Origin of the sequence: Lactiplantibacillus pingfangensis, assembly GCF_005404945.1 — a bacterium.
In the GTDB taxonomy this organism is placed as follows: Bacteria; Bacillota; Bacilli; order Lactobacillales; family Lactobacillaceae; genus Lactiplantibacillus; species Lactiplantibacillus pingfangensis.
Map to the genome: position 1 here is coordinate 1 of NZ_BJDG01000043.1, position 11,559 is coordinate 11,559.

Here is an 11,559-nt window from a genome sequence, read left to right on the forward strand (position 1 = left end):
TACCGGAATCATGCCCTCAAGAAAATTGCTTAACAATTTTAATTATTTGATTGTCTACTTGACACGGAGCCGCGCCGGGGAGTCCTTTTCTTCATCTATTTTTTAAGCTATTCAAGAATTTGTTGCCATTGTTGCCAAACAATGGCGTCACTATAAGCTTCACGGCTTCGGTAAGCACCATCAATCAACCGTTGTTGCTTTTTCGGATTTTCAATCGTCCGCAATAAGCCGGCCGCTAATTGATTTATGGCGCCATCCTTAATCAGATAGCCGTTCTTACCATCTTTAATCACATCACGCGGACCATAATTGACATCGTAAGCAACGACTGGCACGCCATGTCCAATGGCTTCAATCAGCGATAACGGTTGCGTGTCACTTTCACCCGCATAGACAGCCGCCCCAGCTTGATCGTAAACCTGAGTGAGATCAGGTTGATAACCAGCAAAGGTGACACTGTCCGTGAGCTTCAACGTGTTGACTTGCGTCTTTAACGTGTCCAGCATCCCACCATAGCCATAAATGACTAACGTGGCATCCGTAATCTTCCGATGAACGCGTTCAAATGCGGTAATAATTTGATCAACTCGCCGACCGTCGTCGACCCGCCCGGTATAAATAATTTCATGGGAGTGCCGTTCTGCTAATGATTTTTTAGGTTGAGCTAGCAAACTTGCCGCCACCACAGCCGCTGAGATGGTATAAATCGGTCGTGCCGGTTGACCACCCAGCCATTGTGATAAGTCATGGCGTTGTTGCGTGGTACTCGTAATCAGGCCATCTAACGACGTTAAGTATTGATGAACCCCATAAACGTAAGCATTATTCAGATCAGAATAAACTTGGTCGCGGGGATCAATCGCATGTGGCGTTGGTAACCACAAGTATTTTTTCGCTGGCGTCCGCATATTAATCACCGGCCACTGCGCCACTAACGGTCGATCAGCAATAAAGATATTATTGCCGCCATTTTGCCGATTCAATTCGTCCAAGAAAAAGCGATACCAGTCTTGTTCACCATTAAAATAGTAATCTTGACCTTGGTAATTAATTAATTTGCAGAGTGTCACTTCGTTCGCACCGGCAGAATTGTGACCATAATAGGCTTCGGCAAAACGTGACCCGTCTGGTCGATAATAAAGGTCGGTGATTGCTTCTCCAGTTGGCGAATAAAATTCATCACGCGCCTTAAAGCCACGTTCATCATAATCAGTCCGCTGTACCAAATTACCAAATTGATCAAAAATCTCAACAAAGTAGACGTGTCCAACGGTGCTGGGTACAAAATGAACCTTGGCAACGAGCCGATCACCCTCAGTAATGTCACTCACATTCGGGCCCGGCTTGACGGTCGTCACTCGTGGAAAATCTAAGTCATCAATTTTGACAACTTGACTTTGAAAAGCCATCGTGCCGCGAAAGAAATCAAATAAATTTGCCATCTGATCATCGGCCAACTTGAACCGCCGCATATTTTGATGTAGTAAGGCATCAAATTGACGTGTAACCATTTTGGCAGGCGACTGGTGGGCTTTAAATAGTTGTAGCCGTTTAAATTCAGCATGTTCAACGCCTGAATTCAACGCCATTAAATATTGATTCACAAAAAAGATCATTCTGCGGCCCCACTTTCTGATTGATAAAATTTAGCCGCGGCTTGCATTAGTGGCTGCCATTTTTCCCAAACAGCGGTTGTGCTGTAACGCGCTGCATCTTGATAAGCTTGCTTGCTATAGGCTTTCAGCCGTTCAGGATCACGCAACAATTTGGTCATGGCAGTTGCCAGGGCATCAATATCATTAACTGGCACCAAGTCACCGTCTTCACCATCACGAATAATGTCTCGTGGGCCATACTTCACATCATAAGCAATTTGTGGCACGCCATGCGATTGTCCTTCAAGTAACGCCAGCGCAAAGCCCTCCGCCCGCGATGTCAACATTGCCAACTGGGCATGGTCATAGACCGGCGCAATATCTTGGGTGTAATCATTAAAACTAACGGCATCCGTTAGTTTTAGTTCTTTCACTAACGCTTTCAGTTCTTTCCCAGTATCCCCATTCGCATAACCCCAGAAATCCAAAGTCGTTGTCGGCAACTGGGCATGAACTTTTTCAAAAGCCCGTAAGACGTGACTCTGCTGCTTTTCCTCGGATAAGCGGGCGACAAAAATAATCTTTCCTGGCGTCCGACTAGACCAACGTGGTTGCCGTGCCGTTAACGTTTTATCTGGAACAATCCCAACTGGAATGGTGAAAACTGGCGGCTGATTGCCATACCGGTCAACAAAGTCAGCCGTTTGTTGGGCAGTGGCGGCAATCACCCCATTCCAATCAGGCAGATTATTGATTGCATAAGCATAATTAAAGTTCAACGTGGCCGTTTTAGGATGATCTGGATCATTGACGTGGTTACTATGCAAATGCATGACTTTGAAAGCTGGCGTATGCATTTGTAATGCCGAATAAGCCAATTCATAAGTCCGATCAATCACGAAAACCGACTTGGGCGTTTGGCGATTCAGTTCATCTAAAAAGAACGTCGTCATCGCTTGTTCGCCAGCAAACGACCAATCTTGTCCCTTGTAGTTGATAAACCGATATAAGGAATTCTGAGTGACACTGCGCCGGTTCGGCATATGAAAAGTTTGATAAACGACTTCACCAGCCGGATTAAAGACTTGCTCACTGGCAACTTGACCATCAGCCGTATAAAACTGTTCCAAGCCTTTAAAGCCCCGCGTATCATACCAATCTGTTTTAACTAATTTACCGCTCTGATCAAATGTCTGAATATTATTAATCTGCTCATAATCAGTAGCAAACGTGTTCACACGCATAAGGAGTTGTTTTTGTTGATAAACAACAAAGTTATGCCCTTCTGCTTCGACGCGCAAGCTTTTGGGTAATTTCAAATCTGAAATCGTTAACTTAACTGGTTTGAAATCGGTCGATTGCTGGATGAAGTCAAATAAATTAATTTGATTATTTTCCGCAATTCCTGCCGACTTTAACGTCTGATGTAAGGCTAACGAAAAGAAGCGCGTCACCATTTTGGCCGGCACGTGATGTTGATTAAATAGTGCGAGCCGTTTCATTTCGGCATGCTCGATGCCGGATTTTTTCGGATTGATGCTCGTATTCACAAAGTAATACATTCTCTCGCCTCTCAAATTTGTCATAGGTGCTAATGTGGTCGATTATAGCAAATTTATTTGATTTTTTTAGGATTCTCATTGCTAACTTAAAAATTTTCTACAATATTGGGCAGTTCGTTTGATAACGACACAAGCTAGCCGCATTTATGAGCTAGCCGTCATTAACAGCTACCCAAATTAAGCCCACTTATTGATGATTTTTTTAATATATTGTGATGAAATTGTTAACTTGTTACAACAAGTTACAATAATCGATTTATATTACAAAATAGCTAAAAACTGTAACTTGCCATTTATTTACTTGCAACACTGAGCGACTATACTTAGCATCGTTGTTTAGTTAATGCACGCCACATGCGGGCAACTAAACCAGTACCATCTGATGATCAGTTAACCAATCGCAAAAATACAGGAGTGAATTTATTTTTATGAAGATTAAAAGTATCCTATTATCATCCGTCGCTGCCACTGGTTTGTTCGCAATCGGAACTACGATTGCAAACGCCGATACCGTCACCGTTAAAGCCGGCGATACCGTTAGTGCCATTGCAGCAACGCATAAAACGACGGTCACTGCTATTCAAAAAGCCAATCAATTAAAGAACGTTAATTTAATTTATATTGGCGACAAGCTTGAAGTTAACGGCTCAACAACTAAAACAGTCACTGCCACGGTACCAACCAGTGCCGCTAGCCAAAGTTCCGTTCAATCTGCAACCTCAGCTTCAACAACTAGTGCGGCTAGCCAAAGCTCTGTTCAATCAGCCAGCTCAACTTCAACCACTAGTGCGGCTAGTCAAAGCAGTACAACGAGTGCCAGCTCAACGTCACAAGCTGCGTCAAGCGCAACTAGTCAGAGCGCGGTTAGTCAAAGTTCAGCAAGTTCTAGTGTTGCTTCCTCAGCCTCAAGTTCTGCTGCTAGCCAAGCAACGACGGCAACTTCTGCTTCAACCACAGATTTAAGTTACTCAACCAACGCCACTAGCTCAACAACCACCACAACTTCAACGAGTTCTAGCTCTGAAGAAGCTGCTAAGGCTTGGATTGCTAACAAAGAATCTGGTGGCTCTTATACCGCTTCTAACGGTAATTACTATGGCAAATATCAATTAACAAAATCATTATTAAATGGTGATTTATCTGCCTCAAACCAAGAAGCCGTCGCAACCGCTTATGTTACTGCTCGTTATGGTTCATGGACCGCTGCTCAGACTTTCTGGGAAGCTAACGGTTACTATTAAAATTCAAACGCATTTAAGTCAAACGGTCGTACTTTTTAAGTGCGACTGTTTTTTTGTCGAAAAACCCGTGGCGACTGCTGATAAACTTGCTTAAAAACGGTACTAAAATAGGCTGCCGATTGAAACCCGCATTGCGTGGCAATTGTGCTGATTGGTAACGTTGTAGTCTGCAGCAACTTTTTGGCCTGCGCTAAGCGAACTTGCTTCAAATAAGCCATCGGTGTTTGACCAGTTTGTTGCTGATAAACATGATGCAAATAAAATGGCGACCCATGGGCCAACTGTGCTAACGTCTCAAGATCTAATTTAGTCTGGTATTGATTGATCATAATCTGATTGATCTCGACGGTCCAGTCAGCGATAGAAACCGCATTACCGGTTGGCCGACAACGTTTACAAGGCCTAAACCCGGCTTGCAAGGCATCCGTCGCAGTCGCAAACAAAACTAAATGGGCCTGCTTGGGCAGTCGCGAATGACAACTGGGTCGACAGAAAATACCGGTGCTCTTAACGCCATAATAAAATCGGCCATCTTGAGTCACATCATTTGTTTTAATTGCCTGATAACGTTGTGGCGTTAAAGTTAGCATACGGTCGACCCCCTTAATCAAATTATACGGCATTTTCAATCGCAGTTCACTGTCTGGTAATTAAAAAGCAAGATTTTATAACTTTCAGCGATTATTTTCTGCTATACTGACGCTAAAATAACCTATGGAGGTCTCATGACATGCGACTCACACTAACAAAATTGACAATTGCGACTCAAACTTTTTGGCTCGGTTCAACAACTAAAGGACTCGCCTTTGTTGGCAGTGCCAACGGTTCCGATGATGAATGGCAAAAATTCTTACCCACTGCGACTGCCACCCTTGACCCAACCGCCAATCAAGGCGCTAGTCAGGCACTAACGGCCTATTTCGCTGGTCAAGGCACTGACTTTTCGCTACCACTCGATCTCAGCCATGGCACCGCATTTCAACAACAAGTTTGGCAGGGCTTGCGTCAAATTCCTTATGGCGAAACCCGGAGCTACACAACACTGGCACAACAATTAAAGCGGCCGACAGCCACCCGGGCGATTGCCTCGGCAGTTGGTCGCAATCCCATTTTAATTTTTGTCCCCTGTCATCGGATCTTGCGTAAGGACGGCCAATTAGGTGGTTATCGCGGCGGGCTGCCGATGAAACAACAACTATTACGCCTGGAACAAGCCTAACCAATCATCACCAGTTGCAACCACCCGCTAATTACGACATAATTAAGCTATTCTAATTTATTGGGGGCGACACGATGTTAACGGTAGCACATATCAGCAAAAATTTTGGGACGCTGCAAGCACTGAAGGACGTGACATTTGATGTCCATGACGGGGAAATCATGGGCTTAATCGGTCAAAACGGCGCCGGAAAATCGACCACCTTTCACAGTATTTTGAATTTTTTGAAATTCGATGGCCAAATTACTTGGAACGGTCAGTCATTGACCGCCGACGATTACAATCAGATCGGCTACTTGCCAGAAGAGCGCAGTTTGATGCCAAAGTTGACGATTACGCAACAGATTGTCTACTTAGCCCGGCTAAAAAATCAACCGGCCAAAGTGATCAAGCCAAAAGTTAGTGACTGGATGCAACGGTTTGCCGTCAAAGGCCAGCCAAACGATAAAATTAGCAAACTCTCAAAAGGAAACCAACAAAAAGTCCAACTCATCTGTACGTTAATCCACGACCCACAATTGATTATTTTGGATGAACCTTTCAGTGGGCTGGACCCCGTCAACTCAGATTTATTGAAGCAAGCCATTATCGCTGCCAAAAAACGGGGCGCCGCGATTATTTTTTCCAGCCACGACATGAGTAATGTTGAAGAAGTTTGTGACTCGCTCGTCATGCTCCGCAATGGCGAAGTCGTGTTAAAGGGTAAAATTAATGACGTTCGCAATCAATTCGGGCGGACACGCTTATTCTTAACGACGGACTGGACCGCTGAACAATTGGCGGCCCTCCCAAATGTTGGCGCAGTCAAATCCCTCGGTGATCAACGTTGTCGCCTGCAACTTACCGACGCAAATGCGGGCGAAGCCATTTTTGACGCGGTCACGGCCGGCCACTACATTCAAGAATTTAGTCAACAGCCACCAACACTCGACGAAATTTTCCGCACAGAAGCTGGAGGTGTCGACCATGAATAAGACTTGGATTGTCACCAGCGAAACTTATTTACGACAAACAAAATCATGGAGTTTCTTACTTCTCGTTTTAATGCCATTTCTATTTATTGGCATGACTTTCGGCATTTCCTATGTTGCGACACCGAACAAAGACAAGAGCGACATCGCAGTCGTTAGCACTAATTCGGCCTTACGAACGAGCTTTATTAAGCAAAGTGGCGTTGCCACAACTAAAAAATATGCCACCGCAGCAGCCGCACAAAAAGCGACCAATCGCAGTGACATTAATGGTTATGTGGTTCTCAGGGCAACTGGCAAACAGGTCAGTGCGACCTTTAATGGCCCGAATGAAATTAATAGTGGCGATCAAGCTAAAATTCAACGTTTCTTAGCCACATTACAAACTCAGTTGAATGTGCAACAAGCCAAATTATCACCGACACAACAACAAACCTTGGCGATTCAACCAAAGTTCAAGCAACAACTCCAGAAAAAAACGGCCTCAGATAAGGCCGCCAAAACGATCTCATTTTACGTTTTGGTTTTCTTCGTTTACTTAATCTTAACGACCTATTCTTCAATCACCGCGCAAGAAATTGCCGCTGAAAAAGGCACTAAAATTATGGAAGTTATTTTTTCAAGTACCACACCACGAAAATACTTTAATGGGAAAGTCTATGGCGTGTTGCTGATGATTGTCACCCAACTCTTCGTTTACTTACTAGGTGGCGCACTGGTCGTTCAATTTGCCCAACATAGCCGAATCACGGCCGATCTTTGGCAACAGTATTCGAGCGTAATTGGCAAAGTCTTGTCTAATTTGTTATCTATCAACTTATTATTCGCCTTGGCTGCCGTCTTACTTTACACCGTCGTTTCAGCCTTCTGTGGTGCACTCGTCACCCGGGTTGAAGATGCTGGGAAAGCCTCACAGCCGGTCATTTACTTGAACTTACTCACCTTTGTGATGGCAATGGCTTTTCAAGGCAGTCCAAGTAGTGGCGTCGTGACAATCTTCTCCTACATTCCGTTCTTCTCGTCATACTTAATGCCATTGCGATTAATCAATGCCACCGCAACCATGACGGAAGCCGTCATCTCGATGATTATCTTGTTAGTCACCGTTGTTGGTAGCATGTGGTACATTGGCAAGATTTATGGTGGCCTGATGCTTCAAACCGATGAACTCGGGTTCTGGGGCAACTTGAAACGTGGACTTAGTTTGAAATAAGCCTCGCTTGACGGCAAAATTCAATTTAAAACCAAATTAAACATAATATGACAACTGCTTTCATCACGCTAATCATCTGATGATCGTCGTTGCCATTTATTTTTAGCCAAAATTAGGTCAAGCGACCTTTGCACAGTCTGAGCTGCTGACCAGGTTTAATGCAACTAAACTCAGATCATTGCAACAGGTCGAAAATTCGATGACATTGACGGTTCCAGTCGGTATATTGAAACTTGAAAGGAGGCGGAGGCAACGAAACTCAACTTTAATTGGGATGACCGATACTCCCCGGCTGAAATTGGCATTCGGCTTAATCCCACTAATCAACATTTAAAAAATCGCTTAACAGATTGTCTGGCTAATACAGCTAGTATCGAAGTCATTAACCCCAAAAATAACAGACGGTCATTCTTAGATTGCTCACAAATTTTAGTAATCGAAGCCATGGCACATTTATCAAAAGTAACAACTATTAATCATGAAACATTTTATACGCAAGGTCCCCTCAAGCAGTTTGAGGCACTCAAAAATACGACTTTAATCAGAATCAATAATGGCACCATCATTAATTTAGCGTTGATCATTAGTTTTAATAACGGTAAATACGCCCGGTTGGAAGTTCAGACGAAAACGCGAGCTTTTATTGTGAGCCGACACTACGCCAAACAACTCAAGGAGAAAATGAGCAATGATCAAAGACTTAAAAAATAGCTTCATGCAAGCTGGATTTTTAACCACTATCTGGGTATTGGGCGGCTTGACGCTTATATTTGGCAATACCCCAGTCACCCTAGCAACCTTTTGGCATCTGATTGGCATTGCGACACTCTTTGCCATTGTCTTTGGCGTCCTTTATCCATACGTCTGGCACTATGCGACTTGGATCGCACCAGTAACTATCGCAATCACAACCATCGCCAATTACGTTTGCGGGTTTGGTGCAGTCTACTTATTGTCCACTGAGATGTTGAATCTCATCAAGCCTTATTGGTTATTAATTTTAGGCTTGGATTTAGTGGGACACATCATCGCATTTTATTTTTATCGGCAATTTCAAAACAAGCGCTTGGCTAAAAAACTGAATCAACTACGCTAAGTTTCATGAATTCTTCACTGAATGCAAAAAAACACGAGAAACGCTTCGTGTTTTTTTGCATTGTTTTTTAGTTGTGCAGCTGCCGTTCCTACCTCAATAGTCGAAACGTGTTCGGTAAGCCTGCTTCCTCCGCTTAGCTACGCCATCAGCACAATGCCAAGGACGCATTATGCTGATGGCTAGGCTATGCTCAGAAGCAACCCGGCTTGCCGAACACTCTTGCTAGGCTTGCTTCGTTGGGTAAATCGTGAACTCGTTGACATTCACATCTTCCGGTTGGTCGACCGCAAAGTTAACCACGTTCGCCACAGCACTAGGGCTAATCCCAACTTGTTTGTAGAATGCGTCCATCCCTTGCTTCGTATCCTTATCGGTAATCGTGTGTAACAATTCTGTATTGATTGCGGCAGGATATAGACTGGCTGTTCGAATGTTAGTCCCTTCTTCGGCGGATTCTAGTCGAATCACCTCCATCAAATTGCGAACCGCAAACTTGGTCGCACCATAGACGCCAGCGCCGGCAAAGCTCTTAATCCCGGCAACCGAAGAAGTCGTGATGATTTGACCATGTTTTTGCGTGGTGAAAATTGGCATCACTGCCGCAACACCATGTAACACACCCTTCAAATTAATATCAACCATCGCATCCCATTCATCCGTGTGCAAGGCACTGATTGGGGAACTTGGCATGATTCCAGCATTATTGAAGATCACATCCAAGCCACCAAATTTCGTTTGGGCTAACTTCACTAGCCCATCAACATCCGCCTGTTTGGTCACATCTGTCACTTGATAGGCAGCGGTGCCACCAGCCGCTTCAATGTCAGCGACAATTTCTTGTAACCGGGCTTCACGCCGCGCACCTAAAACAACTTTAGCCCCATTTTTGGCTAACAATTTGGCAGATGCTTCACCAATTCCTGATGACGCCCCGGTAATTACGATTACTTTATTTTTAACAGTCATTCATTTCTCCTATTCTTTGTTAAAAACTTCTTTAGCCACAGCCATTGCTGACCAAGCTTTTGCCCAGCCGGCATAGAAGGCCAAATGGGTAATTTCTTCAACAACTTCGTCTTTTGTTAAGCCATTTTGTTTGCCCATTTGTAAGTGGGCCTTTAATTGCGGAAACGCCCCGCTAGTCATCAGGCTAGCGATGGTGATCATACTGCGATCACGCAAGCTCAATTCCGATTCACGGGACCAAACTTCACCAAATAATACATCATCATTGAGGGCGGCGAACTTAGGGGCGAAATCGCCCAAATTATCGCGACCCGCGGTTTGTTTTTTAGCCATACTTAATTCCTCCTATCCTAATTTGGCATATGCAGCGTCATCAACAGGTTCGAGCCATTCACTCGTCCCCTTCGTGATGGCAACATGTGAGAACCAACTGTCTTTAGTCGCACCATGCCAGTGCTTAACACCTTCATGAATCGTGACACTATCACCAGCATGTAACAATTGTGCTGGCTTACCGGCTTCTTGATACCAGCCTTCGCCACCTGTAACCAATAAAATTTGAAAGCCATCATGATGGATATGCCAGTTATTACGGCAACCGGGTTCAAACGTGACATTGGCCACGTTAACATCAATCTCATCACCGGGTTCGGATAACCCTTGTAAATAACTTTGACCAATAAAATACTTGGCATACGCAGTATTCTTCTCGCCTAATCCAAAAACGCCACTTTTACTTGCTGTCATTTCATATTCCTCCTAAATTTGTTGCGCTAACTTGTTGATGGGTTCATCATATTACTTAAAGTACACTTTGAGTCAACACAAATATCAAAACTTGTTAAAATTATTTTTCGTGGTAGACTCATCTTAAAGTAACTTGAAGAAAGCAGGATAGTTAATGACGACACAAACCGCAACCGAAGAACAATACACCATTGGCGATTTTGCCAAAAAGGTGGGCTTAACCGCCCCAACCTTGCGCTATTATGAAACTGAGGGCCTGATCGAACCCCACCGCTTGGCTAATGGCCGACGTTATTATGAAGAAGCCGATATCAACTGGGTCAAATTTCTGCTTCATTTGAAAGGCACTGGTATGAGTATCACCGAGTTAAAACAATATGTCCTCTGGCGAGCAGCCGGCGATGACACGATTCCAGAACGTTTAGACTTGTTAAAAAAGGTCAAATCTGACTTCCTCGTTCAATTCAATGAGGTTCAGCACCACTTGCAGATTCTGAACGATAAAATCAACTGGTATGAAGAAAAAGAAGCCGGTGTCACGCGTGACCCTGAAAGTTTTCGCGCTTATCTTGATCGTTTCGGTCATCATGAGTAACTCAGTATCGTTCAAGACATTGAGTCGTGCATCTTTCTAAAACACAGACTAAAATAACGCCGACACAATTTGACGTGTCAGCGTTATTTTAGTCTGTGTTTTAATAGTTTTAGAAATATTTTCCGCGCAAATGATATCTTCAGAACCTATATGAGTAGGCGGATAAAACTAAATTTTCAGTAAGTCAATTACTTATACGTAATACAGTATACCATTCTGACGGAAAACCAAGTTTTTCAATATCAATAACCTCACTGCTTTTAACTTTATTATCTATCCCAATCTATTCATGAAACTTGAGAAATACAAAACTCGTTCGAATTCTGGCCAATTTTAGAATGCGAACGTTTTTTT

13 protein-coding genes are annotated in these 11,559 nt (G+C 43.8%); 7 read left to right on the forward strand and 6 right to left on the reverse strand.

Features of this window, described 5'->3' with window-relative positions; translation table 11 throughout:
* Nucleotides 1–107: 107 nt before the first annotated feature.
* Both asp1 and FFM74_RS13035 read right to left on the reverse strand, forming a co-directional pair.
* Nucleotides 108–1,616, reverse strand: coding sequence for an accessory Sec system glycosyltransferase Asp1 (gene asp1 / locus FFM74_RS13030; protein WP_137627064.1), 1,509 nt, complete (start codon nucleotides 1,614–1,616; stop codon nucleotides 108–110).
* On the reverse strand, nucleotides 1,613–3,157 hold the full coding sequence (locus FFM74_RS13035; RefSeq protein ID WP_137627065.1) for a glycosyltransferase: 1,545 nt from the start codon (nucleotides 3,155–3,157) through the stop codon (nucleotides 1,613–1,615). The genes asp1 and FFM74_RS13035 overlap by 4 nt, the downstream gene beginning before the upstream one ends.
* A 428-nt stretch (nucleotides 3,158–3,585) precedes the next feature.
* Between FFM74_RS13035 and apf the strand changes: the two genes are divergently transcribed.
* Nucleotides 3,586–4,398: an aggregation-promoting factor gene (gene apf / locus FFM74_RS13040; RefSeq protein ID WP_137627066.1), complete on the forward strand. Its 813-nt coding sequence runs from the start codon at nucleotides 3,586–3,588 to the stop codon at nucleotides 4,396–4,398.
* A 35-nt stretch (nucleotides 4,399–4,433) separates the two neighbouring features.
* Here apf and FFM74_RS13045 read toward each other — a convergent pair whose 3' ends face one another.
* A complete protein-coding gene (locus tag FFM74_RS13045; protein ID WP_137627067.1) occupies nucleotides 4,434–4,988 on the reverse strand; it encodes a bifunctional transcriptional activator/DNA repair enzyme AdaA in 555 nt (184 codons plus the stop codon).
* Between the two features lie 140 nt (nucleotides 4,989–5,128).
* On the opposite strand from FFM74_RS13045, the gene FFM74_RS13050 reads away from it, so the two are divergent.
* From FFM74_RS13050 to FFM74_RS13070, 5 genes are all read left to right on the forward strand, one after another.
* Nucleotides 5,129–5,617 (forward strand): methylated-DNA--[protein]-cysteine S-methyltransferase, encoded by a 489-nt coding sequence (locus FFM74_RS13050; RefSeq protein WP_137627068.1) that lies wholly within the window; start codon nucleotides 5,129–5,131, stop codon nucleotides 5,615–5,617.
* A gap of 74 nt (nucleotides 5,618–5,691) precedes the next feature.
* Nucleotides 5,692–6,591, forward strand: coding sequence for an ABC transporter ATP-binding protein (locus tag FFM74_RS13055; RefSeq protein ID WP_137627069.1), 900 nt, complete (start codon nucleotides 5,692–5,694; stop codon nucleotides 6,589–6,591).
* Nucleotides 6,584–7,801, forward strand: a complete 1,218-nt coding sequence (locus FFM74_RS13060) for an ABC transporter permease (protein WP_137627070.1) — start codon at nucleotides 6,584–6,586, stop codon at nucleotides 7,799–7,801. Before FFM74_RS13055 ends, FFM74_RS13060 begins: the two co-directional genes overlap by 8 nt.
* Nucleotides 7,802–8,182: 381 nt before the next feature.
* The gene (locus FFM74_RS13065) at nucleotides 8,183–8,512 is read left to right on the forward strand and encodes a LytTR family DNA-binding domain-containing protein (RefSeq protein WP_223877248.1); all 330 of its coding nucleotides are present in this window, start codon (nucleotides 8,183–8,185) and stop codon (nucleotides 8,510–8,512) included.
* Nucleotides 8,490–8,897 carry a hypothetical protein gene (locus tag FFM74_RS13070; protein ID WP_137627072.1) on the forward strand — a complete coding sequence of 136 codons (408 nt, stop codon included), beginning with the start codon at nucleotides 8,490–8,492 and terminating at the stop codon, nucleotides 8,895–8,897. The genes FFM74_RS13065 and FFM74_RS13070 overlap by 23 nt, the downstream gene beginning before the upstream one ends.
* 222 nt (nucleotides 8,898–9,119) lie before the next feature.
* Here FFM74_RS13070 and FFM74_RS13075 read toward each other — a convergent pair whose 3' ends face one another.
* Genes FFM74_RS13075 through FFM74_RS13085 form a run of 3 tightly spaced genes read right to left on the reverse strand, consistent with a single transcriptional unit; the run spans nucleotide 9,120 to nucleotide 10,610 of the window.
* On the reverse strand, nucleotides 9,120–9,863 hold the full coding sequence (locus FFM74_RS13075) for an SDR family oxidoreductase (protein WP_137627073.1): 744 nt from the start codon (nucleotides 9,861–9,863) through the stop codon (nucleotides 9,120–9,122).
* A 9-nt stretch (nucleotides 9,864–9,872) separates the two neighbouring features.
* Nucleotides 9,873–10,196: a carboxymuconolactone decarboxylase family protein gene (locus FFM74_RS13080; RefSeq protein ID WP_137627074.1), complete on the reverse strand. Its 324-nt coding sequence runs from the start codon at nucleotides 10,194–10,196 to the stop codon at nucleotides 9,873–9,875.
* A 12-nt stretch (nucleotides 10,197–10,208) separates the two neighbouring features.
* Nucleotides 10,209–10,610 carry a cupin domain-containing protein gene (locus FFM74_RS13085; RefSeq protein ID WP_137627075.1) on the reverse strand — a complete coding sequence of 134 codons (402 nt, stop codon included), beginning with the start codon at nucleotides 10,608–10,610 and terminating at the stop codon, nucleotides 10,209–10,211.
* Nucleotides 10,611–10,764: 154 nt separating this feature from the next.
* Between FFM74_RS13085 and FFM74_RS13090 the strand changes: the two genes are divergently transcribed.
* Nucleotides 10,765–11,205, forward strand: coding sequence for a MerR family transcriptional regulator (locus FFM74_RS13090; protein WP_137627076.1), 441 nt, complete (start codon nucleotides 10,765–10,767; stop codon nucleotides 11,203–11,205).
* Nucleotides 11,206–11,559 lie beyond the last annotated feature (354 nt).